Genomic DNA, 24312 nt, shown 5'->3' with positions numbered 1-24312 from the left:
CCGGTCCGGGAGCAACGGCTCGATCCGCGCCCACTGCGCATCAGTCAACGGCACACACGGACCAACGACCGGCTGATCCAAACGAAACTGCCTAGGGGAGCGGCGGCCCGACCGCACAGCGGAACCGGCGCGAGACCAGGAGACCCGGGGGCGCGGGGAACTGCGCGACCAGCCACAGCACACCCGCGCCCGTGGGCACCACCTCCGGGAGCGCTACGGCACCCGCACCCACTGCGCCTTGGAAGGCGTCCCCTCCCCGTCGGTCACGAACAGCATGTACCACCCCGACTGCACCAGGTTCCTGCCCTTGGGCACGGTCACCGTCAGCTTGTCCCCCTCCGCCGTGAAGTCCAGCGCGATGGACCGCTGGTCGACGTCCGTGACGTGCGTCGAGGCGCTCGGCCGGATCAGCCGCGCCTTCTCGACCGTGGAGGCCGCCCGCGAGGTGAACGTGCCGGACCCGCCGCGTGCGATGGTCCGCGGGCCGCCCGACAGATCCGGCCGCGAGTCCTTGTAGAGGTACGGCGGCGTGTAGATCTCGACGCGCTGCTCGAACGTGCCCGGCTTGGTGTTGGCCTTGTCGCCGTACAGGGAGTCCGAGCCGAAGAACATCAGGCGCCCGTCGGGCAGCAGGATCGAGCCCGAGTGGTAGTTGCGGCCCACCAGCGGATCGGCGACCCGCTCGAACGTGTTGCTGTCCGGGTGGTAGAGCCGCGCCTGGAGGATGTCGGAGTCGCTGCGGCCCCGGTAGTCCTCCGAGCCGCCGGAGACCAGCACCGTGTCGTCGGGCAGGATCGAGGCCTGCGGGTAGCGCGTGCCCTTCTCCAGCGAGGGCCCGTCCACGAACTTCGGGTCGTCGGCCTTGAGGTCGACGATCCGGGTCTTCTCACTGGCGAGCTTGGACTCGCCGACCCCGCCGCCACCGATCACCATGTACTTCTCGTCCTGCGCCGGCGGCAGCAGCACCGTGCCGGAGGTCTCCAGCTTGTCGGCGTCGCTCATGCCCGGGATCTTGGTGAACTCGTTGGTCTCCACGTCCCAGACGCCCGGGTCGCGGCCGACGTCGTCGGGGCCGTAGCCCGCGTTGGAACCCGAGTAGAAGACCTTGCCGTTCTGCATCAGGAACAGCGCCGGGTACGTCGGGAACTGGCGGACCTTCTCGGTGTAGGTCCACGTCCTGGACCCCGGGTCGTAGATCTCGTTCTTGCCCGGGACGAGCTGGCCCATGTCGTCGAGGCCGGAGACGCTGAGGATCTTCCCGTCGCTCAGGGTGGTGAGCGTCGGGTACCAGCGGGCCTCGTGCATCGGGTCGACCTTGATGTACTTCTCGGCGACCGGGTCGAACTCGAAGGCGTCCCGGATGCCCTGGAAGTCCTTCTTGTCGAGGGCGAGCTTCTGCGCGATGCCGTAGGTGTTGCGGGCGTCGAGGCCGGACAGGCCCTGGACGCGGTAGTTGTCCTCCGTGCCCGTCTCGTACCGGGCGCCGCTCTTCTCCGCCTCGACGTAGATCCGGCCGAAGCCGGGGTCGTTGCGCACGAACGCGCCGGTCACCGGGTCGAAGACCTTCTTGGCGCGCGGCACCAGCACCGGGTCCTTGGACACGAACGTCTTGCCGTTGCCCTTGCCGGTGAACCGGGTGCCCGCGGGCAGGGTGATCGGCTTGTCCGGGTTCTCGTTGTGGACGATCATCAGGCCGCCGGCCTTGGTGACGTCGCCCTTGAGCTTCTCGTACCGCTTGGTGCCGCCGGCGATCAGCAGATTGCCGTTGGCGAGTTGGGTGTGGCCGGTGCAGAACAGGTCGGACGGCGTCGGCACCTTCTTGATGGTCCCCTTGACCGGGTCCCAGATCCGGGTGTCGTACTTCTTCGCGTCGAAGTTGTCCTGGTTGTTGCCCGACCCCGCGACGAGCAGCACCTTGCCGGTGCGCAGCAGCGCCGCGTGGATGGTGTTCTGCCGGTACTCCTCGGGAAACTCGATGATCTCCCACTTGCCGTTGGCGGCCTTGTACTCCGGCTTGTCGATCTTGTACTGGTGGTATTTCTCGGTTCCGAAGCGGTAGAGCCACGGTCCGTTCATCCCGGCCAGCGCTACTACCACCGCCGTGCCTATCGCGAAGCGACGGGCCCGGCGGCGGCCGGCACGGTCCTTCATTCCTTACGTCCCCCAAGTCCACCCAGGGCGATCTGCATGGTCTGGTCGCCGTCCCCCTCGGGGGAGGCGGTCCAGTCGGTCTTCTGCTGCGGCACGTGCGGCACCTGGGCACCGAGCGTCCCGTGGGGCGCGTACCGGGCCGGCAGCGGTTGCGTCGGGTACGGCCCCGCGGGCGCCGCGTCCTCGGGCCGGGCGCGCGGCTCCGCGGGAGCCGCCGCGACGGGCTTCTTCCTCGCCCCCCGCAGGGAGTGCCGCCACGCGAAGATCGGCGAGGCCGTGATCAGCAGCGCGAACGTCGCCCAGATGATCATGGCGGGGTGGGAGTGGCCGAGGGCGAGCCCGGCGGCGATCGAGGCGCCGAAGACGCCGATGAAGTACCAGTGGTAGCGGAACGTGCCGAAGAGGGTGTCGGGGCTGGCCGAGTCGCCCTTGGGCGTGACCACGAACTTGCTCTTGCGCCGCAGTACGGAGTCGATCAGCGCCTTCGCGTACAGCGGCGCCGACAGCGCGGACATCACCATGCCGGCCACACCGCCGGAGCCCTCCGGCTCGTGCGGCGAGACGTTGTGGCGGCGGTTCCAGACGTACAGGCCGATCTGGAGGGCGGAGGCGTTGCCGTAGAGCATCAGCCAGACCACCGGGTCGATGTTCACGCCCGAGGCGCCGGCGCCGAGGAACAGGGCGCAGCTCAGGGCGGCCAGGATCCAGTTCAGCGCCGACATCGGGTAGAAGATGATCATCATCGTGTAGTTGAAGAGCTTGCTCGGCGGCAGCGAGTACCAGCCCTTCCAGTACTGCTTGAGGATCGTCTCGTACGTTCCCCGGGACCAGCGCATCTGCTGGGTGAAGAAGTCCGTCCAGGCGTTCGGGCCCTCACCGACGGCGAGCACGTCCGGGGTGTAGACCGAGCGCCACTTGCGGCCCGTGGCCGGGTTCTTGTGGCGGTGGATCTCGAAGCCGGTCGCCATGTCCTCGGTGATCGAGTCGTACAGACCGCCGATCTGCTTGAGCGCCTTGATGCGCACGGCGTTGGAGGTGCCCACGAACATCGGCGCGCCGTAGCGGTTGCCGGCGCGCTGGATCAGCGCGTGGAAGAGGAACTGCTGCGACTCGGCGGCCTTGGTGATCGGGTTGTCGTAGTTGCCGTAGACCTGCGGGCCGATGACGAAGCCGACGTCCGGGTCGCGGAAGAAGCCGAGCATCCGCTCCAGGTAGTTGGGCAGCGGCACGTGGTCGGTGTCGACGGAGGCGAAGAAGTCGTAGTCGTCGCCGTGCGCCTCGAGCCAGGCGTTGTAGTTGCCGTGCTTGGTCTTGGCGCGGTGCGGGCCCTTGGGCATGTTCCACCGGGCGACGCCCTTGCGGGAGAAGTGGTGGACGCCGAGGCGTGCGCAGACCGCCTTGACCTCGGGGTCGTCGCCCTCGTCGAGGAGCCAGACGTGCATCGTGCCGCGGTGGCGGATCCTCACGGCCGCCTCCAGCGTCTTCGTCACCATCTCCAGCGGCTCCTTGCCGGGTACGAAGGAGGTGAGGAAGGCGACGCGGGTGCCGGTCTCGGGCACCACCGGGACCGGGTCGCGGGCGACCAGCGTGGCGTGCGTGTTCGACAGCACGTTCAGGCAGCGGAAGAGCTCGATCAGGCCGATCGAGACGAGCATGACGATGTCGAGGGCGGGCAGCCAGTCGAAGGCCGGGTAGTCGCGCTCCGTCCAGTGCCCGGGCTGGAGCAGCCACACCAGCAGCACGACCGACAGCAGCGGGGCCGCGGCCAGCATCAGCGCCACGCGTATCCGGTGCGGCTCCTGCGACAGCAGCGAGCGGTACTGCACCCGGTACGGCTTGTGCGGGTCCGGCTGGGTGAGGGGGCCGGCGAGCCGGCTGTAGTGCTCGTAGTCGTACTTCGGGAGCGCCTTCTTGATCCGGCGGAACGACCCGGTGTTCCAGTTCCGGTGCGCGGGCACTCTGAGCTGGGTGGTCCGAGACGGGTCGTGGTCGTGTTCGGCGCCCGGCGGCGTCGACGTCATTGGTCATCCCCCCACACGCGGGTCAGTGCGTGTTTGGTCGTTTACTTCCGTCCGCCCGGTCCCCCCGTCGTTCACGGACGTCACAGTGGTGGGCTGCTGTCACCACGGCATCCACACCTTATAGAGACATGGAACGGCGCCCACCGGTTGCATGACGCCCCCCCCCGCATCCGGCCCCCGAGCCGGACCAGGGTTGTACGGCGTTCGTCTTGATCGCAAGATGCCGGGCCCCGGGTACGCCGAAGGCCCCCCGTGTGATACGGGGGGCCTTCGACCGTCTGTGCGCCGCCAGGGACTCGAACCCCGGACCCGCTGATTAAGAGTCAGCTGCTCTAACCAACTGAGCTAGCGGCGCCTGCTGACCTGGAGAACTCTACCCGACGGCGGAGGGTGCTCCGCACCACGCCCGGACCCCGCGGCCGCCGGCCGTCCCCCGTGCGCGCCGCCGCGTACATCATTCGGACCGTCAACATGCGGAAGAACAAGACAGTTGAGAAACTGATCACCGTGCATCGACGCGCATGTCGCCGCGGTCTTTTTCGCCTGGAGTGTGAGGGGAATCGCATGGAAACTCCGGTCTTCGAGGAAATCGATCCCGCGAGCGACTGCGACTGCCCCGGCTGCCGGCATTGGCGAAGCGTCCTGCCGTATTCCCCGGCGGGCCGCGCCCCCGCCCATCCGGCCGCCCACCGCGCCCTCGTCGTGGCCACCGCCGCCACCGCGGCCGCCGCCCTGGGCGCGGGCCACGCCGCGGCGGCCCCCACCGCCGCCCACGCACCCCAGCGGCCCGGCGTTCCCGCAGGTGAGCAGCCCGGCACCCAGCAGGGGCCGAGGGGACCGCTGTACGGGCCGCCGGACACCGCGGCGGAGCCCACGGCCGGCGCGCAGCCGCGTGCCATCACCCGGACGGCCATCATCGAGCGGGCCCAGACCTGGGTCACCGCGAAGGTTCCCTACAGCACGACGGCCTACTGGTCCGACGGTTACCGGCAGGACTGCTCGGGTTATGTGTCGATGGCCTGGAATCTGGCGGCGAACGAATGGACCGGCAGCCTCGCCTCCTTCGCGGACCGCATCACCAAGGAGGAACTCCAGCCCGGTGACATTCTGCTGTTCCACAATGCGGCCGATCCCTACAGCGGCTCCCACGTGGTGATCTTCGGCGGCTGGACGGACCAGACGCGCACCTCGTACACGGGCTACGAGCAGACCCCGCCGCACACCCGCAAGCAGTCCACGCCCTACGCCTACTGGAACAACTCGGCCAAGTACGTCCCCTACCGCTACAAGGGCGTCACGGCCGCGGCGGCGAACGGCGCGGCGGCGAACGGCGCGCCGGCCACCCGGGCCTACCCGGGGGCGGCCGCCTTCGGCCCCGGCGCGCGCAACGGCCACGTCACCGAGCTGGGCCGGATGCTCGTCGCCCGCGGCGCCGGCCGCTTCTACGCCTCCGGGCCGGGCCCCGGCTGGTCGGACGCGGACCGCAGGGCCACCGAGGCCTTCCAGCTCGCCCAGGGCTGGCGGGGGAAGGACGCCGACGGGCTGCCCGGCCCGCAGACCTGGCGGCTGCTGGTCACGGGCCAGGGCAGGGACGTCCCGCCCGGCCCCGCCTCGCACGGGGTGCCCGGCTACCCCGGCCGGGCGGCGTTCCGGCCCGGAGCGGAGAACGAGTACGTCACCCGGCTCGGCCGGCAACTGGTGAAGAAGGGATTCGGCAAGCACTACACGAGCGGACCGGGACCGCGCTGGAGCGAGGCGGACCGGCGGAACGTCGAGGCCTTCCAGCGCGCCCAGGGCTGGCGCGGCGGCGCGGCGGACGGCTACCCCGGCCCGGAGACCTGGCGGCGTCTCTTCTCCTGACCGCCCGCGCCCAGCGGGGCCGCCGTTCGTGATCACCCGTTCATGACGCATCTGGCGCGGAGGCTGGAGCACGCATGAGTACGACCTCTTCGACGACACCCTCGCCCCTCTCCCCGGCGAACTCCCCGGCCCCGCCCGCGGACCGCGCACCGTCCCCCGCGCCGCCCCCGGCACCGGCGTCCGGGTTCGGCGAGCGCGGGGAGGGCGCCGCCCGGTCCGCCCGGCTGATCCACAACGAGGCCACCACCGAGATCCCCGTCCACCTGCTGTTCCGGGACGACCCCTCACCGGCGCCGGTGCCGCTGCCGTCCGCGGTCGTCGGCCGCCGGCAGGGGACCGGGGAGCAGCCGCGGATGCGGCGTCCCACCGCCGCGCGGAGGCGGCCGGCGCCGGAGGTCGACCCGCAGCTCGTGGAGCGCCCGGGCCGGGTGCTGCCCGGTGCGGCAGGGGTCGCCGCCGGAGTCCTGGGCGTGGCCGGGTGCGCGGCCACCTCCTGGTGGGCGGGGATCGTGCCGCCGCTCGCCGCGGAGGCGTTCGGGCTGCCGGCGTCGGCGGGGGCCGGGCTCGGCCCCGCGCAGTGGGCGGCGTACACGGCGGCCGGGACGCTCGGGCTGTTCGGCTTCGGCGGGCTGGCCCGGGGCCGGACCGGGCGGGCCTGGGTGCTCGGCCTGTTCGGCCGCTACCGGGGGACCGTGCGGCGCACCGGCCTGATGTGGGTCAACCCGCTGCTGCTGCGCCGCCGCGTGGACGTGCGGCTGCGGCACTGGCGCAGCGAGCCGATGCCCGCGGCCGACGGCAACGGGGTCGCGCTCAGGGCGGTGACGCTGGTGGTGTGGCGGGTGCGGGACACCGCGCGGGCCACGCTCGGCGTCGAGGACCACGAGACGTATCTGCGCGAGTGCGTCGAGGCGGCGCTCGCCCGGGTCCCGGTGGAGCCGCCCGGCACCGTGCGCGGCGCGGCGGACGTGGCCGGCGAGACGCTGACCCGGCTGGTGGCGGCGGACGCGGGACCGGTGGGCCTGGAGGTGTTCTCCGTGCGGCCGGTGCGGGTGGAGTACGCCCCGGAGGTGGCCGGGGCCATGCACCGGCGGCGGATCGCGGCGCTGGATGCGGCGCAGCGGGCGAGCGTGCTCACCTCGGTCGTGGACTCGGTGGAGGACACGGTGACCCGTCTGACCATGCGCGGGCTGGTCGAACTCGACGACTACGAGCGCAAGGTGCTGGTGAAGGACCTGACGGTGGCGTTCTGCGCGGGACGGGGCGAGGCGGGTCCGTGAGTGGGGCGGGGACGGGGCCGTGAGAGTCCCGGCCCGGGTTCCTCGATTGGTATGGACATGTTCAACTCGCGGTCCTAACCTGAGACTTGGTCTAGACCAGAAATGCCCGGCTGCACTTCCCCCACGTCTCAGGAGAAGCAGTATGCGCACAAGGACCAAGTTGTACGCCGCCGCGGTGGGCATGGCGACCACCGGAGCCCTCGTGCTCTCGTCCGGCGGCGCCAGCGGCCACGGCTACACCGACCTCCCCGTCAGCCGCCAGAAGGTGTGCCAGAACGGCACCGTCAGCGGTTGCGGCGCCATCCAGTGGGAGCCGCAGAGCGTCGAGGGCCCGAAGGGCTTCCCGGCGGCCGGTCCGGCCGACGGCCGGATCTGCTCCGCGGGCAACGGAGGATTCTCCGCGCTCGACGCCCCCCGGCAGCCCAACGGCCAGGCGTGGCCGACCACGAAGGTGAACGGCGGGCAGAGCTACACCTTCCGCTGGCAGTTCACCGCCCGGCACGCCACGACCGACTTCAAGTACTACGTCACCAAGCCGGGCTGGAACCAGGACCACAACCTGTCCCGCTCCGACCTCAACCTCACGCCGTTCTTCACGGTGCCCTACGGCGGCAAGCAGCCGCCGGCCACCCTCTCCCACACCGGCACGCTGCCGTCCGGGCTGAGCGGGCACCACGTGATCCTGTCGGTGTGGACGGTCGCCGACACGGGCAACGCGTTCTACGCCTGCTCGGACGTGACCTTCTGAACGGGTGAGGGCCCCTCGCGTGTGCGAGGGGCCCTCTTCTGTGCGCCGCCAGGGACTCGAACCCCGGACCCGCTGATTAAGAGTCAGCTGCTCTAACCAACTGAGCTAGCGGCGCATGACTCCCGCCGTCCGCTTCCCGCGGCCGGCGACGAGAAAAATACTACCCGGTCCCCGGGGGTGCTCACGACCACCGGCCGCGCACCCGGAGCGCCCCGGGGCCCCGGCGCCCAGGTCACGGGGCCGGGGCCGCGACGGTCCGCCGTCAGAGCACCGCGCTGAGGAATTCCCGGGTCCGGTCGTGCTCCGGCTCGCTGAAGATCTTCTCCGGCGCGCCGGCCTCGATGACCCGCCCCGAGTCGAACATCAGCACCTGGTCCGAGATGTCCCGGGCGAAGTTCATCTCGTGGGTCACGCAGAGCATGGTGATGTCGGTGCTGCGCGCGATGTCCCGGAGCAGGTCGAGGACGCCCGCGACCAGCTCCGGGTCCAGCGCGGACGTCACCTCGTCCAGCAGCAGCACCTTGGGCCGCATCGCCAGGGCCCGCGCGATCGCCACCCGCTGCTGCTGGCCGCCGGAGAGCTGGGACGGCCGGGCGTCGCACTTGTCGGCGAGGCCCACCATGTCCAGCAGGCCCTCGGCGCGCTCCACCGCCTCGTCCCTGGACATGCCGAGCACGGTCACCGGTGCCTCGGTGATGTTGCGCAGCACGCTCATGTTCGGGAACAGGTTGAACTGCTGGAACACCATCCCGATCTGCTTGCGCACCTCGCGGCGCTGCTTCTCGGGGGCCGGGAAGAGCCGCTGCCCGTCCACGGTGATCGTGCCCTCGTCGGGCTTGAGCAGCGTCATCAGCAGCCGCAGGATCGTCGTCTTGCCCGACCCGGACGGACCGATCAGCGTGACGTGCTTGCCGGCGTCGACGGAGAAGTCGAGGCGGTCGAGGACGGTGTTGTCCCCGAACCGCTTGGTGACCTGCTCCAGGCGGATCAGCTCGCCGGAGCTGCGCTCGGGGATCTTCTCGGGGTTGGGGAGAGTGTCAGTGGGCAAGGCGTCGCTCCAGGGCTCGCAGGGCAAGGGAGGCCAGGTAGGAGACGATGACGAAGGCCACGCCGATCACCGTCAGGGGTTCGGTGAACTGGAAGTTCTGCTGGGAGAACAGCCGCGCCTCGCCGAGCATCTCCAGCACCGTGATCGCCATCAGCAGCGGCGTGTCCTTCAGCATCGAGATCACGTAGTTGCCGAGGGCGGGCACCACCCGGCGGACGGCCTGCGGAAGGATCACCGCGGTCCAGGTCCGGCCGAGCGGCAGGTTCAGCGCCGTCGCGGCCTCCCACTGGCCGACCGGCACCGCCTCGATGCCGGCCCGGTAGACCTGCATCGTGTACGTCGAGTAGTGCAGGCCGATGCCGATCACGCCGGTGGTCAGCGCCGAGGCGGTCACGCCCCACTCGGGCAGCACGTAGAAGAGGAAGAAGAGCTGCACCAGCAGCGGGGTGTTGCGCACGAACTCCGTGACGACGCCGACCGGCCACGTCACCCAGCGGGAGGGCACCCGCATCAGCAGCGCCCACACCAGGCCGAGGACGAAGGAGATCAGCGAGCCGAGCACCAGGATCTGCAGGGTGACCAGCAGACCGTCCCGGAAGTGAGGCATGAACGCGGACACCGCGTTCCAGTCCCACGTCATCGCGCACCCCCGATCCCGGCCGGCTCGGGGGCGGCCGCGCGCCGGGGCGCCGCCTTCCCGACGCCCGCCTTCAGCTTCTTCTCCAGACCGCGCATCACCCGGGTGAGCAGGAACGCGATCACGAAGTAGATCAGCAGGACGTACGTGTAGATCTCCGCGCTCTCCTGGAGGGCCAGGCGCACCAGGTTGCCGCTGAACGCCAGATCGCCCATGCCCATGATCGACACCAGCGCGGTGCCCTTGAGCAGCTCGATCAGCAGGTTGGAGAAGGGCGGGATCATCTCCGGCACCGCCTGCGGCAGCAGGATCAGCTTCATCCGCTGCCAGGGCGTGAAGCTGAGGGCGATGCCGCCCTCCTTCTGTGCCGGGTCGACCGCGCCGAGCGCGCCGCGCACGATCTCGGAGCCGTACGCCCCGTAGGTCAGGCCCAGCGCCAGCGTGCCCGCCCACATCGGCACGAGCTGCCAGCCGAAGGCGGGCGGCAGCACGAAGAACACCCAGAAGATCATCACCAGCGCGGAGGTGCCGCGGAACACCTCGGTGTAGAAGCCCGCGAGGAAGCGGACGACCCACAGCCGGTGCGTGCGCGCGACGCCGACCACGAAGGAGACGGCCGTCGCCAGCAGGGCGCTGAAGAAGAGGAGCTGGACCGTGACCCAGACGCCCCTCAGTACGAGTTCCCACAGTCCGGATGTCATCCGCCGCACAGCTCCTTCGCGGTCAGATCGGTCATCTCGTCCTCGGTGAACCCGAAGGGCCGCAGGATGCGCAGCAGTTCGCCGCTCTTCTTGAGCTTGCGCAGCTCCACGTTGAAGGCGTCCCGCAGGTTCGTCTCGGTCGGCCGGAAGGCGAAGCCGCCGCCGTCGACGTGCGGCCTGCCGCCGACGATCGGCTTGAACGCCTCGGTCACCTCGGCCTTCGACGACTTCTTCACCACCTCGCGGGTGGTCAGCGCCGTTCCGGCGAACACGTCCACGCGCCCGGCCTCGACGGCGTTGAGGCCGGCCACCTGGTCGGGGACGATCAGGATGTCGCTCTCCTCGTACCCGGCCTCGACCGCGTACTGGATCTCCGCGTACCCCGTGCCGGTGGCGAACCTGGCCTTCTTGGCCACGACGTCCTCGTAGTCGCGCAGTCCGAGCGGATTGCCCTTGCGCACGATGAAGGAGTCGAGCATCTGGTAGTCCGGGTCGGAGAAGATGACCTGCTCGCAGCGTTCCGGGTTGATGTACATGCCGGCCGCCACGACGTCGAACTGCTGGGACGCGAGGCCCGGGATGAGGGAGCCGAACTCCGTCGGCACCGGCTGCACCCGGTCCACCCCGAGCCGCTTGAAGACCACCTTCGCCAGCTCCGGCGCCTCGCCGGTCAGCTCACCGTTCCTGTCGATGTACCCGAAGGGGATCTCGCCCGCGATGCCGAGCCTGACCACGCCCTGGGCCCGGAGCCGGTCGAGCAGGTCGCCGCCCTTCACGTTCGACGCGGTGGCGACCCGCGAGCATCCGGCGGCTCCCAGCGCGCCGAGCGCCGCGGCCCCCGCGAGCAGCGACCGGCGTGTGGGCCCCGAACTCCCGGGCCTTCGGAGGGATATGCCCCATGGAGGGGTTCTGTGTGGTGGAGCCATGGGCGCGCAGCTACCCGAACCCCCGAAGGTTATGCCGGTCTTTTTCGGTCCGATGCGTCGGCACGGCACCCTTGACCGCGCCGGGCGGGCCCACTGCCATGGAGGGCATGGCTGATCGTTACATCGAAGTCTCGCTGGTCACCCGTGGCGTCGCGTGCACGGCCCAACTGCTCGACGACCGGGCCCCGGCCACCTGTGCGGCGGTCTGGGACGCGCTTCCCCTGGCCGGCGACGTCTACCACGCCAAATACGCCCGCAACGAGATCTACGCCCTCTTCCCGCCCTTCGCGGCGAAAGCCCCACCGCTGGAGAACCCGACCGTCACGCCCATCCCCGGCGATCTGTGCTGTTTCGCCTTCTCCGGCGCCGAGCTGGGCACCAGGGCGTACGGCTACGACCGCGAGGTCGGCGCCGACGCCACCCTCGTCGACCTGGCCCTGTTCTACGAGCGCAACAACCTGCTGCTCAACGGGGACGTCGGCTGGGTGCCCGGCACCGTGTGGGGCCGGGTCGTCGAGGGGCTGGACGCGATGGCCGAGGCCTGCAACGGCCTGTGGCGGTCGGGAGCGGCGGGGGAGACGCTCAGCTTCCGGCGGGCATAGCCCCGGCCCGGGCCCGGTACCCGCCGGGCACCGCCCCCGCCTCGTACAGCGCGTGCGCGGCCCGCAGCACCAGGTCGTCCCGGTGCCGGGCGGCCACGAGCTGCATCCCGACCGGCAGCCCGTCCCCGTCGGCGCCGACCGGCACCGTCGCCGCCGGCTGCTGGGTCAGGTTGAACGGGTACGTGAACGGCGTCCACCCCGTCCAGCGCCGGTGCCCCGACCCCTTCGGCACCTCCGCGCCCGCCTCGAAAGCGGTGATCGGCAGCGTCGGCGTCACCAGCAGGTCGTACGTCTCGTGGAAGCGGCCCATCCGGCGCCCCAGCTCCATCCGGACGTCCACCGCGGCCAGGTAGTCCAGCGCCGAGTACCGCGCCCCGGCCCGGACGATCTCCCGCAGCCCCGGGTCGAGCACCTCCCGCCGCGCCGCCTTCAGCCGCTGCACGACCCGCGCGGCCCCGCTGAACCACAGGGTGTGGAAGGCGTCCACCGGCTCGGCGAAGTCGGGGTCGGTCTCGGTGACGTACGCGCCCAGCTCCGCCAGCCGCTCCACCGCCCGCCGCACCGCCGTGGCCACCGCCGGGCGCACCGGCACCTGCCCGCCGAGCGAGGGCGAGTACGCCACCCGCAGCCCCCGCACCCCGCCCGCCAGCGCCTCGGTGTACGAGCCGGGCGCCGGGCCCAGCGCCGACCAGTCGCGGGCGTCCGGTGTGCCGATCACGTCCAGCATCAGCGCCGCGTCCGCCGCATCCCGGGTCATCGGGCCGACGTGCGACAGCGTGCCGAAGGCGCTCGCCGGGTACAGCGGGACCCGGCCGTACGTCGGCTTCAGGCCGAAGATCCCGCAGAACGACGCCGGGATGCGCACGCTGCCCCCGCCGTCCGTGCCGAGTGCCAGCGGTCCCGCGCCCAGCGCCACGGCCGCGGCCGCGCCCCCGCTGGAGCCGCCCGCCGTACGGGACGGGTCGTGCGGGTTGCGGGTGATGCCGCTCAGCGGCGAGTCGGTCACGCCCTTCCAGCCGTACTCGGGCGTCGTCGTCTTGCCGACCAGGACCGCGCCGTGCTCGCGCAGCCGGGCGACGGACGGCGCGTCCTCGTCCCAGGGGCCTTCCGGCGACACGGTCAGGGAGCCGCGCAGGGTCGGGTGGCCGCGCATCAGCAGGATGTCCTTGACCGTGACCGGCACCCCGTCCAGCCGCCCGGCCGGCTCGCCGCGCCGCCACCGCTCCTCGGCCCGCCCCGCCTGGGCGAGCGCCTCCTCGCCGGTCAGCCGGACGAAGGCGTTCACCTCCGGCTGGATGCGTTCGGCACGGTCCAGGACCGCCCGCGTCACCTCCACGGGGCTGAACTCGCCCTTGCGGTAACCGTCGACGAGCTGTACTGCCGTCAGCTCGGTGAGGTCGGTCATGCACCCTCCCGTTTCCTGGGACTCAGTGTCCGGGTACGTATCCGCGCTTCTTGTCGACCACGTTCGCCAGCGGCTCGCCCGCGGCCCAGTGCTCGTACAACTCGACGAACTGCGCCCCCAGTTCGTCCCGCCAGCCGACCGTGTCGCCGCTCATGTGGGGGGAGACGATCAGTCCGGGGACCTGCCACAGCGGGCTGCCGGGGCCGAGGGGTTCGTGCTCGAAGACGTCCAGGGCGGCGCCCGCGATCCGGCGCTCGGCCAGCGCCTGCGCGAGGTCGGCCTCGACGACCAGCGGTCCGCGCCCGACGTTGACGAAGCGGGCGGAGGGCTTCATCACGCCGAACCGGCGGGCGTCGAACATGCCGCGCGTGTCGTCGGTGAGCGGCGCGGCGGCCACCACCCAGTCGGCGCGGGCCAGGAGCCGGTCCAGGTCCTCGGGGCCGTGCACGCCGGTCCCCGCGGTCCGGCCGACCAGCGCGGTGGTGACCCCGAGGGCCGTCAGCGTCCCGGCGACCGCCCGCCCGATCGGCCCGGAGCCGACCACGCAGGCGCGGGTCCCGGCCACCCGCAGGGTCTCCCGGTGCCGCCAGGTCCGCTCCCGCTGGAGGCCGAGCGTCCGGGGCAGGTCCTTGGCCATCGCCAGCACCAGGGCGGCGACGTACTCGGCGATGGGCCCGTCGAAGACGCCGCGGGCGTTCGTGACGACCGTGTCGGACGCGGCCAGCTCGGGGCACATCAGGTGGTCGACGCCCGCGCTCGCCGTGTGCACCCAGCGCGGGCGCGGCCCGCCACCGGGCCAGGCGCGGCGCACGGCGTGCGAGGTGAAGTCCCACACCAGCAGCACGTCGGCGTGGGGCAGCCGCTCGGCGAGGGTCGACTCGTCCGCGTGCTCGATCCGGACCCGGCCGGTCAGCCGGCCCAGCCGCGGCGGGGGATCGGCGTCCAGGACGAGGAGGGTGGGCATGGTCATCGGCGGCGTGTCTCCGGGGGTGGTACCGACGGGGGCGAGGCACGGCGGTCGGGACGGCGGGGGTGCGCGGCAGGGGTCGGGACGGCGGGGTCAACCGGCTGTTGACCTGCACGGGACGCGGGCGGATTGACCACGCTCGCACCGGAACCTACCTTCGTCAACACGGCCGTGCGTGCGGTGCGTTGTCCTCCCCTCCTCAGTGTGAGGCCGGTGCGTGCCATGGACATCTCCTTTCTCGGCGGACCGGCTCCGCAGCGCGGAGTCGGCGTGGTCGCCCCGTTCGACTTCGCCCTCGACCGCGAGCTGTGGCGATGGGTGCCGGACGAGGTCTCGCTGCACATGACCCGGACCCCTTTCGTGCCCGTCGAGGTCGGCCTCGACCTCGCCCGGCTGGTCAGCGAGCACGCCACCCTCGGCGAGGCGGTGCGCACCCTCAACGCCGTCGCGCCCGAGGTCGTCGCCTACGCCTGCGCCTCCGGCAGCTTCGTCGGCGGCACCGCCGGCGAGCGCGCCCTGTGCGAGGCGATGACCTGGGCGGGCGCGGTCCCCTCCGTCACCACCTCCGGCGCCCTGCTGGACGCGCTGGCCGAGCTGGGCGCGCGCCGGGTCGCGCTGGTGACGCCGTACACCGCGTCGGTGACCCGGGTGCTGGAGGCGTACGTCGCCGAGGCGGGCGCGACCGTCACCGGCTGCGCCTTCATGGGCCTGACCCGGCACATCTGGAAGGTCCCCTACCGCGAGGTGGCCGACATGGCGCGCTGGGCCGTGCCGCGCCCGGGGACGGCGGACGCCCTGTTCATCTCCTGCACCAACCTCCCCACCTACGACGTCATCCCGCAACTGGAGGCCGAGCTGCGCATCCCGGTGATCTCGGCCAACCAAGTGACGATGTGGGCGGCACTGCGCCGACTGGGTACCCGTGCCGTGGGGCCGTACCAGACGCTGACCGACCCGGCGGCGCGGACCGGCCCCGCGGTGCCGGGGCCGGGCGGTCCCGCACTGCCGCAGACACCGGACGTTCCCGGCACGGAACAGCAGCAGGAAGGGTGGACATGACAGCACTGGGATTCCTGTACCCGGGCCACTCCGGCGAGGACGACTACCCACGCATCGAGCAGCTCCTGGGCAGCGACATCCGGGTGGACCTGGTGCACACCGAGATCGGCGAGGACGCGCACCGCGTGGACGCCCTGCGCGAGATGGGCTCGCCGCAGCGGCTGGAGGCCGGCACCGCGGAGCTGCGCCTGGCCGGCGCCGACGCGGTCGTGTGGGCCTGCACCAGCGGCAGCTTCGTGCACGGCTGGGAGGGCGCCCAGGAGCAGGTGCGCGCCCTGGCCCTGACGGCGGGCCTGCCGGCCTCCTCCACGTCCTTCGGTTTCGTGCACGCGGCGCGGGAGATCGGGGTGCGCCGCGTCGCGGTCGGCGCGACGTACCCGGACGACGTGGCGCGGCTCTTCGCGGACTTCCTGGGCGCCGCCGGCCTGGAGACCGTCGCCGTCGTCGGCTCGGGCGTCGTCACCGCGGCGGAGGTCGGCACCTGGACCGAGTCCGAGGTGCTGGCGCTGGCCCGCTCCGCCGACCGGCCGGAGGCGGAGGCGGTCCTCGTGCCCGACACCGCCCTGCACACGGCGGCGCACATCCCGCTCCTGGAGAAGGAGCTGGGCAAGCCGGTCCTCACCGCCAACCAGGTCACCGTCTGGGAGGGGCTGCGGCTGGCCGACCGGCGGGTGAACGCGCCGCGGCTCGGGGCACTGTTCACGCGGGAGCCCGTGGTCCAGGTGACGTGAGCGGACCGGAGCCGGGCGCCGTTGTCGGTGCCGGGTGGCAAGATGCCCGCCATGACGACGGACGGTGGCTTCGACTGGCCCGGATTCCTCGGGCGTTGGCAGGCGGAATGGGTCCCGGGCGAGGACGGGACCCACCGGGACCGGCTCGGGGAGCCGCCCGCCTCGGAGGCGGACATAGCGGCGGCCGAGGAACGGCTCGGCACCCGCCTGCCTCCCTCGTACCGGGGGTTCCTCGCGGCCGCGAACGGCTGGTGGGTGGACGCGACCGCGTCGGTGTACCGGCTGGGCGGCGCCGAGGAGATCGACTGGTTCGGGGACCCGTACGGCCTCACGGAGACCTACCGGGGATTCCTCGACGACGAGCGGGCGAGCGACCGGGAACGGCTGCTGGCCGGCATGTGGCGGCGGGCGCTGCGGCTGGAGACGGAGTCCGACATGTCGCACGCCCTGCTCGACCCGGGGGACGTCGGCGAGGACGGCGAGTGGGCGCTGTACGTGTACCAGGGCTGGAACGGCGAGTTCCCGGACCGGTACCCGTCGTTCCGGGCCTACATGGAGGCGCGGTACCGCGCGTTCCACGCCGAACGGGCGGGCGGCCCGGAGCCGTTCGAGAACGCCACCACCCGCGCCCAGGACGCGAACGTGGAGCGGGCCAGGCAGGAGGCGCTGCGCGGGGACTGGGAGACGGCCACCGAACTCCTCACCGAAGCGCGGGCGTTCGGGCGTCCGGGCGCCGCGGCGCTGCTGCGGCAGCTCACGGCGCGCCCCGCGGTGGACCAGCGCTTCGCCTTCGCCGCCCTGGTGGCCGACCCCCGCTACACCGGCGAGCTGCTGCCGGTGCTGGCCGCCGCCCACGTCGAGGACGGCCGCCACCGGGCGCACCAGGGGCAGCTCGCCCTCGGCTGCGACACCGACGAGGCACTGCGGACGGCGGCCGACGACCTCGTCGCCCGCGTCCGGGAGGGCGCCCACCGGTACGAGCCTGGCGGGGCGTTCGGCCGGGCGGTCGCCGAGGCGCGGGAGGCGGCCCGCTGGGGTGACGTGGACGGGGCGTGGCGGACGATCCGGGCGGCGGTGCCGTCCTGGTCCCCACCGGGCCCGGACGTGGTGGCGCCGGTGGGTCTGGCGGCCGATTCGGTACTGGCCCGGGTCGTCACACCGGAACGCTGGCGGGAGCTGCTGTCCACGCCCCGCGCGGGCCGTGGCGGGCCGGCGCCGCAACCGGTGCCCGACCTGGACCCGCCGGGGCTGCGCTGGCTGGTGGACGACGCCCCGCGGGCGATACGGAGCGGTTACCGCTGCCTGTGGGTGGAGGGCACCGCGCCGGACCGCCTGCCCGCCCTGATCGGCGACCCGGACACCGGGGGCCTGAGCGCGCACCCGGTCGGCCCCTGGGAGCGCGTCACCGCCCACCGCTACCAGGAGCGGCAGGGCGCCGACTTCTGGAAGGACCGGGCGGTGCTCTCCGTGGGGCGCACGGCGTCGGGGTGGGCGTTCGGCTTCGAGGTGGCCCCCTCGGAGGTGCCGGCCGGCCGGTTCTACGTCTCTCCCGCCCCGGCGGCCTCGGCCGAGGGACGCTGCGTGACGCTTTGGGCCCGGCCCGCGCTGCCGGACACGGACGCGGTGGTCCACCTGTCGGTGGGGGAGCGGGGCCGGGAGCTGTTCGCGTTCACCGTCCGCGGGGACGGGACCGAGCGCAGCGGCGCGATCCCCGCGTCGCTGGACCCGGCCGTGCTGTTCGCGTCCGGCCCCGGCGAGGACGGCGAGCGCCGCCTGCTCGCCGCCCTGGAGAGCGAGTACGGCCTGTCGCTCCCCCGCTTCGCCCTCACCGACGGCGCCCTGCACCGCTTCACCACCCGCCCCTGGAGCCGGGCACCGCGCGAAGGCGAGGGGTACGCCGTCCTCACCTGGTCGCGGATCAGGTGAGTGCCGCGCGGCGGACGGGCGGGGCGGACCCCGGGCCGGCCGAGAGGACGCGGCCGGATTCCGCCGGGCCGCCGCCCGGAGACGGGGAATAACCGGAGGCACCCTCCTGTTAAGTGGCGGAGCGAGTCACGAACGTCACCCAACAGGAGGCACCCCACCATGGCCGCAGACGCCGCAGAGGAGATCCGGGGCACCGCCCACGGCACGGCCCCCGTCCCCCTCTCCGTACTGGACCTGGTGACCGTCGGCGCCGGCCGCACCGCCGGCGACGCCCTGCGGACCAGCGTGGACATCGCCCGCCTCGCGGAGGCGCGCGGCTTCCACCGCTACTGGGTGGCCGAGCACCACTCGATGCCCGGTGTGGCCTCCTCCTCGCCCGCCGTGATCCTCGCGTACCTCGCCGCCCACACCGGCCGCATCCGGCTCGGCTCGGGCGGCGTCATGCTGCCCAACCACGCCCCGCTGGTGATCGCCGAGCAGTTCGGCACGCTGGAGGCCATGGCACCGGGACGCGTCGACCTCGGCCTCGGCCGGGCTCCCGGCACCGACGGGGCGACCGCCGCCGCCCTGCGCCGCACCGACCGTCTCCACGAGGGCGCAGACGACTTCCCCCAGCAGCTCGCCGAGCTGATCCGCTTCCTGGACGACGACTTCCCCGACGGGCACCCCTACGGCCGCATCCACGCCGTGCCGGGCCCCGTCCAGGCCACGTCCCCCGGCGGTGTCCAGTCCCCGCACCGGCCGCCGGTCTGGCTGCTCGGCTCCTCCGGCTTCAGCGCCCGGCTGGCCGGCACCCTCGGGCTCCCCTTCGCCTTCGCGCACCACTTCTCCGCCCAGAACACCATCCCGGCGCTGGACCTGTACCGCGAGTCCTTCCGCCCGTCCGCCGTGCTGGACGAGCCGTACGCCCTCATCGGCGTCGCCGCGCTCGCGGCCGACGACGAGAAGGAGGCCCGCCGGCAGGTGCTGGCCGCCGCCCTGAACATGGTCCGGCTGCGCACCGGCCGCCCGGGCCTGGTGCCGACGCCCGAGGAGGCGGAGGCGTACGACTTCAGCCCGACGGAGCGGGAGTTCGTGCGGTCCTGGAACGCCAACGTCGTCCACGGCACCGCCGACGAGGTCCGCGCCGGACTCGACGACCTCCACAAGCGCACCGGCGCCGACGAGCTGATGCTGACCGCCAACGCCCACAGCGGCGACGTGCGCCTGCGCTCCTACGAACTCGTCGCCGACGCCTACGGCTTGCCGGCGGCCTGAATCCCGGGCGTCCCGGAGGAGCCCAGCAGCGCGGAGATGCGGTCCGGCGCCACCGGCCGGGAGTACAGCCACCCCTGGCCGGTGTCGCAGCCGATGCGGCGCAGCCGGGACGCCTGGTCCGAGGTTTCCACGCACTCCGCGGTGACGGTGAGGCCGAGACGGTGGGCGAGCTGGACCATCGCCTCGACGATGACCTCGTCGGCCGGGTTCGCCACACCCTCGCCGGCGTCGTCGGCGGCGGCCTCCGGCGTCCCGGCGTACTGGAAGCCGCGCACGAAGGCGCCGTCCAGCTTCAGCACCGACACCGGCAGCCGGCTGAGGTAGGCCAGGTTCGAGTAGCCGGTGCCGAAGTCGTCGATGGCGATGCGGACGCCCATGTCGCTGAGCGCCTTGAGGACCTGGAGCGGGCGGCCCGCCGAGCCCATCACCGCCGACTCGGTCAGCTCCAGTTGCAGCAGGCGCGGTGCGAGCCCCGTCTCCTCCAGCGTCGCCGCCACGTCCGCCACCAGGTCGGAGTCCCAGACCTGGCGGACGGCCACGTTGACGCTGACGAAGATGGGCGGCTCGCCCGGGTGGTCGAGCTGCCAGCGGCGGGCCTGCCGGCAGGCGGTGCGCAGGATCCAGCGGCCGAGCGGGACGATCGAACCGTCCTCCTCCGCCAGGGCGATGAACCGATTCGGCGCCAGTACGCCGAACTGGGGGTGGTTCCAGCGGATGAGCGCCTCGACGCCCCGCACCCGCCCGTCGTCCATGCCCACCAGCGGCTGGTACTCCAGCGCGAACTCGCCCCGGTCGATGGCGGGGCGCAGCGTGGCGGCGAGGGCCTGGCGGGTCATGCGGGTGGCGTTGCGCTCGGGGTCGAAGAGCGTCCAGCGGGCCCGGCCGTCGGCCTTGGCCCAGTACAGGGTCGTGTCGGCGGCCTGCATCAGGGCGGTGGGCGTCGTCCCGGCGGTGTGCCGCTCGACCACGCCGGCCGACGCGGTGACCGACAGCCGGCGGCCCGAGATCTCGAACGGCTCCTGGAGGGCGGCCAGCACGGACCCGGCCAGGTCGGCGAGCTGCTCGGTGCCCGTGGAGTCCTCCACGAGCAGGGCGAACTCGTCGCCGCCGAGCCGGGCCACCAGCGGCACCCCGCCCCGGGGCCCCGCGGCCTCCTCCGCGCAGCGCGTCAGCCGCTCGGCGACGGCGGCCAGCAGCCGGTCGCCGACACGGTGGCCGAGGGTGTCGTTGACGGCCTTGAAGCCGTCCAGGTCCAGGTAGCACAGGCCGACCCGGCCGGTACCGCCGTTCTCGTACGTCTCCGCCTCCAGCGCGGCCGTCAGCCGCTCGAAGAACAGCGCGCGGTTGGGCAGCCGGGTCACCGGGTCGTGCATCTGCAGATGCCGCAGCCGGGCCTGGAGTTCCCGCCGGGCGCTGATGTCGCTGACGGAGAGCAGCAGGCCGGGCGTCTCCCCGGCCAGCGGCGCCACGGTGACCTGGACCCACAGCGAGTGGCCGTCGGCCCGCTTCAGGCGCCGGGTGCAGCGCAGCCGGGGCTGCCGTCCGCGCAGCACCTCGCGGTAGGCGTGCCAGGTGCCCGCGTCGGAGGCCAGGTCGACGAGGTCGGCGGCCGCGCGGCCGGCCAGCGCGGCGGGGTCGGTACCGAGCAGGGCGCCCAGCGTGTCGTTGGCGCTGACGACCATGCCCTCGGCGTCGACGACGGCCATCGCGAGCGGGGCGGCCGTGAACACCGAGCGGTAGGTCGGGGGGCCGGTACGCGCGGCCAGGTCGACGTCACCGCCCGTGACGGCCGACCGGTCGAGGTCTGCCGCGGACGCCGGCCCTTCGGAGGTTCCGCTCACCGCTCGCTCCCGCAGTGCCTCGATCTCGTCGGTCAGTGTTCGCGCAGGAAAGTGTGCCGATCATAGAGGCTGGCCCCGGGCCCTTCCAGCCGCCGTACCGCCTTCCGGACCGGGCGATCCCTCCGGGTGACCGTTTCCGTACGGCTCTGGACGGCTTCTGCAACCCTCCGACCAGTCGTGACGGTGTGTGAGTGATCAGCCGGTGCCGGCGCGGGCCTCCCCCGGCGCACTTCCGGGCGGCTCACCCGTCCGACGCAGGCGAACAGGGCGTGGTACGACAAATCGACCCAAGCTGGGTGCGGTGTCCCTCGAACCGCACCCGGAGGTCGATGTGCCGCGCCAGCTCCCCCTGAGGCGACTTCCCCGCGAGGTCCTGGGGCGCCTCGGCGCGAGCGGCAGGGCGACGGTGCCGGTTGGGCCCAGGCTGCGCAGTACGGCGGCGCTGTGCACCACGATGTCGGCGCTCGCCGCGACCTCCCTGATCACGGCCCCCTCGGTCGCCGAGCCCTTCTCCCCGGAGCCCTGCGCGCTCCCGCGCACCGCCGCCCACCACTCCGAGGGCCTGGACACCTGGAACACCGCCTATCCGCGCCCGTCCCGCACGCTGGACGCGGTGATGGTGTTCCTGTCCTTCCCGGACTCCCAGCCGCTGACGGGCCCGGCGGAGCTGGCCGCGGACCACTTCCCGGCCACCACCCGCTTCTTCCGGCGCGCCTCCTACGGCACCTTCACGCTGCGCCCGCACCCCCTGCGGGACTGGATCAGGATGCCGCGCCCGTCGACGGAGTACGCCATAAAGCGCGACTGGAGTCCCGGGCGCCGGGCCGCCTATCTGCACGACGCGCTCGCCGCCGCCGACCCGCACGTGGACTTCTCCCGCTACGACGTCGTCTACTTCGTCGCCGACCCGGACGCCCCCGGCGTCGACTCCGACGCCACCAAGGTCGTCAACCTGGACTCCCCGATGCGGGCCGACGGCACCGACATCCGGCGGGTCGTCACCGTGTTCGAGAACCATCCGCCGGACCGGCTGGTGCTGGCCCACGAGACCGGGCACGTCTTCGACCTGCCCGACCTGTACCACCGGCCGGCCGACGGCAAGGGCGACTGGGACACGTACGTCGGCGACTGGGACCTGATGGGCAGCCAGTTCGGGCTGGCCCCGGATCTGTTCGGCTGGCACAAGTGGAAGCTGGGCTGGCTGCGGCCCCGGCAGGTGACGTGCGTGCGCGGCGGCGGGCCGACGCGGCTGACGCTCGAGCCGCTGGGCGCGGGGCCGGGCGTGGAGGTGACGGGGGCCGCCGGGGCGCCCGCCTTCGGGCTCGGCCGGGGCACCAAGCTGGCCGTGGTCCGCACGGGCGCGGACAGCGCGCTCGCCTTCGAGGCGCGGGGGCCGGTCGGCAACGACGCGTCGGCCTGCCGGGCGGGGGTGCTGGTGTACCGGGTGCGCGGCGGTACGCAGTCCGGGGGCGGGCCGATCGAGGTGATCGACGCCCACCCCCGCACCGAGGCCTGCTGGGCGGACTCGGTCTACCCGCCCCTCGCGGACGCCCCGGTGGCCCTCGGCGAGAGCTTCACGGTGCCGGGGGACGGCGTACGGGTGGAGGTGGAGGGGCGGACGGCTTCGGGGGCCTGGACGGTGAAGATCACGCCGGGCTAGGCACGGACTCACGCGAAAGGCCCCTCGCGTGTGCGAGGGGCCTTTCGGTGTCGGTGCGCCGCCAGGGACTCGAACCCCGGACCCGCTGATTAAGAGTCAGCTGCTCTAACCAACTGAGCTAGCGGCGCCTGCTGACGTCGTAGACCTTAGCATCCTGGTCGGCGGGAGGAAAAATCGAAATCCGCACCGCGGTCCTGGCGGCGCGGACGGCCGCCCAGAGCAGGATCTCCGGGCCCGGCAGCCACGGGCGACGGGTGTCCGGGGCCACCAGCCAGCGGGAACCGGAACGGGTGGACGCCCCGGTGAGCGCCGGGACGGTGACCGCGTCGCCGGCGCCGTGGCACAGCAGCGGTGGCACGGCGCCGGTACGGCCGTCCCGCCGGCCGCGCGCGCTCCACTCCTCCCACTCCAGCAGCGAGGGCAGCCGCTGGGCGGTGCCCGGCGCGGCGAACAGCAGCATCCGGCCGCGGAACTCGGCCACGGGTCCCGACCCCGGCCCCTCGTCCCACATCCGGTCCAGCATCCGCCGCCCGAAGATCGCGGGGACGCTCACCACGTCGAAGGCCGAACCGCAGGGCAGGACGACCGGGGAGCCGGGCCGCTCCCGCCACAGGGCGAGCGTGCTGCGCGGGTAGGCGCCCGCGGAGGCCAGCCAGGCGGCGCCGTCCGCGGTGATGTCCGAGACGTTCGGTGTGCTGCTCATACCCCTTAGGTCTACCGGGGGTGAGGGCTCGGCTCCGCTGAGTTGCCGGAAACCGGGACGGAGAGGGGGCGCGGCGAGTATCTTGCCCACCTGGCATATGCGCTGTGGCTATTCGAACGGGCGGACGGCCCGGGGCCGAGTGGTCCCCGGAGGCGTCACACCGGGTCGGCGTGGCCCGGTCCGCCGTTCTCGCCGCGCATCAGGTCCCGGCCGAACTCCACCATCTTCTTGGCGTAGTCCTCGGTCCACTCCGCCCGCTCGGCGATGTCCGCGGCCGTCAGCCGGTCGAACTTCCGCGGGTCCGCGAGCTGCGCCGCCGCGATCGCCTGGAACTCCACCGCCCGGTCCGCGGCGGCCTGGAAGGCCTGCGTCAGCTCCGTCGCACGGTCCAGCAGCGCCCTGGGGTCGTCGATCGACTCGAGGTCGAAGAAGTGCTCCGGGTCGCCGGCCGCCTCCGCCGGTTCGAAGAGCAGGGGCGCGGGGCGCAGCCGCGGTTGGTTCCGACCCGGCGTGGGCTCCGCCATGTCTTCTCCTTCTCGTACGTCACGAACGACCCTCGGGTGGGCCACCGTCCATTGTCCCGCGCCCACGCAAGAGGGCGTCGGCCGCACGAGAACCACCCCGGCCCGCGACCGACTCGGCGGCGTGCCGGACTCCGTCCGGTCGGGGCGGTGTGTCGTCAGGGCTGCCAGGGGGTGCGGTGTTCCGCGAGGTGGGCGAGGACCGCGTGATTGGCCTCCCAGCCGTCCGGGGCTGTGACCATCGGCCGCCTCCGGCGGCGTGCCGGACTCC

General features: G+C 72.9%; 20 protein-coding genes and 3 tRNA genes. 9 read left to right on the top strand and 14 right to left on the bottom strand.

Annotation, left to right across the window (positions count from 1 at the left end; genetic code table 11):
- Positions 1–213: 213 nt before the first annotated feature.
- From ACH499_RS04730 to ACH499_RS04720, 3 genes are all read right to left on the bottom strand, one after another.
- Positions 214–2151 carry a galactose oxidase-like domain-containing protein gene (locus ACH499_RS04730; RefSeq protein WP_399013795.1) on the bottom strand — a complete coding sequence of 646 codons (1938 nt, stop codon included), beginning with the start codon at positions 2149–2151 and terminating at the stop codon, positions 214–216.
- On the bottom strand, positions 2148–4172 hold the full coding sequence (locus ACH499_RS04725) for a glycosyltransferase family 2 protein (protein ID WP_399013794.1): 2025 nt from the start codon (positions 4170–4172) through the stop codon (positions 2148–2150). Before ACH499_RS04725 ends, ACH499_RS04730 begins: the two co-directional genes overlap by 4 nt.
- 281 nt (positions 4173–4453) lie before the next feature.
- Positions 4454–4527, bottom strand: a tRNA-Lys gene (locus ACH499_RS04720).
- A 209-nt stretch (positions 4528–4736) separates the two neighbouring features.
- On the opposite strand from ACH499_RS04720, the gene ACH499_RS04715 reads away from it, so the two are divergent.
- From ACH499_RS04715 to ACH499_RS04705, 3 genes are all read left to right on the top strand, one after another.
- Complete coding sequence (locus ACH499_RS04715) at positions 4737–6032, top strand: peptidoglycan-binding protein (RefSeq protein WP_399013793.1); 1296 nt, start codon at positions 4737–4739, stop codon at positions 6030–6032.
- Positions 6033–6106: 74 nt separating this feature from the next.
- Entirely contained in the window at positions 6107–7309 is a 1203-nt protein-coding gene (locus ACH499_RS04710) for an SPFH domain-containing protein (protein WP_356196308.1), read from the top strand.
- A gap of 142 nt (positions 7310–7451) precedes the next feature.
- Positions 7452–8057 carry a lytic polysaccharide monooxygenase auxiliary activity family 9 protein gene (locus tag ACH499_RS04705; RefSeq protein ID WP_356196311.1) on the top strand — a complete coding sequence of 202 codons (606 nt, stop codon included), beginning with the start codon at positions 7452–7454 and terminating at the stop codon, positions 8055–8057.
- Positions 8058–8098: 41 nt separating this feature from the next.
- On the opposite strand, the gene ACH499_RS04700 is transcribed toward ACH499_RS04705, so the two are convergent.
- From ACH499_RS04700 to ehuB, 5 genes are all read right to left on the bottom strand, one after another.
- Positions 8099–8172 (bottom strand) — tRNA-Lys (locus ACH499_RS04700).
- A 147-nt stretch (positions 8173–8319) separates the two neighbouring features.
- A complete protein-coding gene (ehuA, locus tag ACH499_RS04695) occupies positions 8320–9105 on the bottom strand; it encodes an ectoine/hydroxyectoine ABC transporter ATP-binding protein EhuA (RefSeq protein ID WP_356196314.1) in 786 nt (261 codons plus the stop codon).
- Complete coding sequence (gene ehuD / locus ACH499_RS04690) at positions 9095–9745, bottom strand: ectoine/hydroxyectoine ABC transporter permease subunit EhuD (protein ID WP_356196316.1); 651 nt, start codon at positions 9743–9745, stop codon at positions 9095–9097. Before ehuD ends, ehuA begins: the two co-directional genes overlap by 11 nt.
- Entirely contained in the window at positions 9742–10443 is a 702-nt protein-coding gene (gene ehuC, locus ACH499_RS04685; RefSeq protein ID WP_356196318.1) for an ectoine/hydroxyectoine ABC transporter permease subunit EhuC, read from the bottom strand. Before ehuC ends, ehuD begins: the two co-directional genes overlap by 4 nt.
- Positions 10440–11369 carry an ectoine/hydroxyectoine ABC transporter substrate-binding protein EhuB gene (ehuB, locus tag ACH499_RS04680; protein ID WP_399013792.1) on the bottom strand — a complete coding sequence of 310 codons (930 nt, stop codon included), beginning with the start codon at positions 11367–11369 and terminating at the stop codon, positions 10440–10442. The genes ehuC and ehuB overlap by 4 nt, the downstream gene beginning before the upstream one ends.
- Before the next feature lie 107 nt (positions 11370–11476).
- Here ehuB and ACH499_RS04675 point away from each other — a divergent pair, with 107 nt between their 5' ends.
- A complete protein-coding gene (locus tag ACH499_RS04675; RefSeq protein WP_356196322.1) occupies positions 11477–11971 on the top strand; it encodes a DUF3830 family protein in 495 nt (164 codons plus the stop codon).
- Here ACH499_RS04675 and ACH499_RS04670 read toward each other — a convergent pair.
- Entirely contained in the window at positions 11952–13376 is a 1425-nt protein-coding gene (locus tag ACH499_RS04670; protein ID WP_399013791.1) for an amidase, read from the bottom strand. The two genes, ACH499_RS04675 and ACH499_RS04670, sit on opposite strands and share 20 nt — an antisense overlap.
- Before the next feature lie 22 nt (positions 13377–13398).
- Positions 13399–14346: a D-2-hydroxyacid dehydrogenase gene (locus ACH499_RS04665; protein ID WP_399013790.1), complete on the bottom strand. Its 948-nt coding sequence runs from the start codon at positions 14344–14346 to the stop codon at positions 13399–13401.
- 219 nt (positions 14347–14565) lie between these two features.
- On the opposite strand from ACH499_RS04665, the gene ACH499_RS04660 reads away from it, so the two are divergent.
- The 4 genes from ACH499_RS04660 to ACH499_RS04645 all read left to right on the top strand — a co-directional run bounded on the left by ACH499_RS04660 (position 14566) and on the right by ACH499_RS04645 (position 19316).
- Positions 14566–15402, top strand: coding sequence for a decarboxylase (locus ACH499_RS04660; protein ID WP_399013789.1), 837 nt, complete (start codon positions 14566–14568; stop codon positions 15400–15402).
- Positions 15399–16133: a decarboxylase gene (locus tag ACH499_RS04655; RefSeq protein ID WP_399013788.1), complete on the top strand. Its 735-nt coding sequence runs from the start codon at positions 15399–15401 to the stop codon at positions 16131–16133. Before ACH499_RS04660 ends, ACH499_RS04655 begins: the two co-directional genes overlap by 4 nt.
- Before the next feature lie 51 nt (positions 16134–16184).
- A complete protein-coding gene (locus ACH499_RS04650) occupies positions 16185–18059 on the top strand; it encodes an SMI1/KNR4 family protein (protein ID WP_399013787.1) in 1875 nt (624 codons plus the stop codon).
- A 159-nt stretch (positions 18060–18218) separates the two neighbouring features.
- Positions 18219–19316 carry an LLM class flavin-dependent oxidoreductase gene (locus ACH499_RS04645; RefSeq protein WP_399013786.1) on the top strand — a complete coding sequence of 366 codons (1098 nt, stop codon included), beginning with the start codon at positions 18219–18221 and terminating at the stop codon, positions 19314–19316.
- Here ACH499_RS04645 and ACH499_RS04640 read toward each other — a convergent pair.
- The gene (locus tag ACH499_RS04640) at positions 19295–21157 is read right to left on the bottom strand and encodes a putative bifunctional diguanylate cyclase/phosphodiesterase (protein WP_399013785.1); all 1863 of its coding nucleotides are present in this window, start codon (positions 21155–21157) and stop codon (positions 19295–19297) included. The two genes, ACH499_RS04645 and ACH499_RS04640, sit on opposite strands and share 22 nt — an antisense overlap.
- Before the next feature lie 301 nt (positions 21158–21458).
- Here ACH499_RS04640 and ACH499_RS04635 point away from each other — a divergent pair, with 301 nt between their 5' ends.
- Positions 21459–22817, top strand: a complete 1359-nt coding sequence (locus ACH499_RS04635; protein ID WP_399013784.1) for a M6 family metalloprotease domain-containing protein — start codon at positions 21459–21461, stop codon at positions 22815–22817.
- 54 nt (positions 22818–22871) lie between these two features.
- Here the strand turns inward: ACH499_RS04635 and ACH499_RS04630 are convergent.
- The 3 genes from ACH499_RS04630 to ACH499_RS04620 all read right to left on the bottom strand — a co-directional run bounded on the left by ACH499_RS04630 (position 22872) and on the right by ACH499_RS04620 (position 24044).
- Positions 22872–22945, bottom strand: a tRNA-Lys gene (locus tag ACH499_RS04630).
- Positions 22936–23520, bottom strand: a complete 585-nt coding sequence (locus tag ACH499_RS04625; RefSeq protein ID WP_356196344.1) for a bifunctional DNA primase/polymerase — start codon at positions 23518–23520, stop codon at positions 22936–22938. Before ACH499_RS04625 ends, ACH499_RS04630 begins: the two co-directional genes overlap by 10 nt.
- Before the next feature lie 155 nt (positions 23521–23675).
- A complete protein-coding gene (locus ACH499_RS04620; protein WP_356196346.1) occupies positions 23676–24044 on the bottom strand; it encodes a hypothetical protein in 369 nt (122 codons plus the stop codon).
- Between the last annotated feature and the right edge of the window lie 268 nt (positions 24045–24312).

Source organism: Streptomyces sp. NPDC018947 (assembly GCF_044390505.1).
Classification (GTDB): Bacteria; Actinomycetota; Actinomycetes; order Streptomycetales; family Streptomycetaceae; genus Streptomyces.
Note: the sequence above shows the minus strand (reverse complement) of the source record. Positions and strands in the feature narration are given on the sequence as shown.

Excerpts from the sequence above, each read along its gene's own strand:
- ehuB (WP_399013792.1), bottom strand. The coding sequence starts at position 11,369 with ATGGCTCCACCACACAGAACCCCTCCATGGGGCATATCCCTCCGAAGG.
- ACH499_RS04645 (WP_399013786.1), top strand. The coding sequence starts at position 18,219 with ATGGCCGCAGACGCCGCAGAGGAGATCCGGGGCACCGCCCACGGCACG.
- ACH499_RS04655 (WP_399013788.1), top strand. The coding sequence starts at position 15,399 with ATGACAGCACTGGGATTCCTGTACCCGGGCCACTCCGGCGAGGACGAC.
- ehuC (WP_356196318.1), bottom strand. The coding sequence starts at position 10,443 with ATGACATCCGGACTGTGGGAACTCGTACTGAGGGGCGTCTGGGTCACG.
- ACH499_RS04715 (WP_399013793.1), top strand. The coding sequence starts at position 4,737 with ATGGAAACTCCGGTCTTCGAGGAAATCGATCCCGCGAGCGACTGCGAC.
- ehuD (WP_356196316.1), bottom strand. The coding sequence starts at position 9,745 with ATGACGTGGGACTGGAACGCGGTGTCCGCGTTCATGCCTCACTTCCGG.
- ACH499_RS04650 (WP_399013787.1), top strand. The coding sequence starts at position 16,185 with ATGACGACGGACGGTGGCTTCGACTGGCCCGGATTCCTCGGGCGTTGG.
- ACH499_RS04670 (WP_399013791.1), bottom strand. The coding sequence starts at position 13,376 with ATGACCGACCTCACCGAGCTGACGGCAGTACAGCTCGTCGACGGTTAC.
- ACH499_RS04675 (WP_356196322.1), top strand. The coding sequence starts at position 11,477 with ATGGCTGATCGTTACATCGAAGTCTCGCTGGTCACCCGTGGCGTCGCG.
- ACH499_RS04725 (WP_399013794.1), bottom strand. The coding sequence starts at position 4,172 with ATGACGTCGACGCCGCCGGGCGCCGAACACGACCACGACCCGTCTCGG.
- ACH499_RS04705 (WP_356196311.1), top strand. The coding sequence starts at position 7,452 with ATGCGCACAAGGACCAAGTTGTACGCCGCCGCGGTGGGCATGGCGACC.
- ACH499_RS04730 (WP_399013795.1), bottom strand. The coding sequence starts at position 2,151 with ATGAAGGACCGTGCCGGCCGCCGCCGGGCCCGTCGCTTCGCGATAGGC.
- ACH499_RS04660 (WP_399013789.1), top strand. The coding sequence starts at position 14,566 with ATGGACATCTCCTTTCTCGGCGGACCGGCTCCGCAGCGCGGAGTCGGC.
- ACH499_RS04620 (WP_356196346.1), bottom strand. The coding sequence starts at position 24,044 with ATGGCGGAGCCCACGCCGGGTCGGAACCAACCGCGGCTGCGCCCCGCG.
- ACH499_RS04710 (WP_356196308.1), top strand. The coding sequence starts at position 6,107 with ATGAGTACGACCTCTTCGACGACACCCTCGCCCCTCTCCCCGGCGAAC.
- ACH499_RS04625 (WP_356196344.1), bottom strand. The coding sequence starts at position 23,520 with ATGAGCAGCACACCGAACGTCTCGGACATCACCGCGGACGGCGCCGCC.
- ACH499_RS04665 (WP_399013790.1), bottom strand. The coding sequence starts at position 14,346 with ATGACCATGCCCACCCTCCTCGTCCTGGACGCCGATCCCCCGCCGCGG.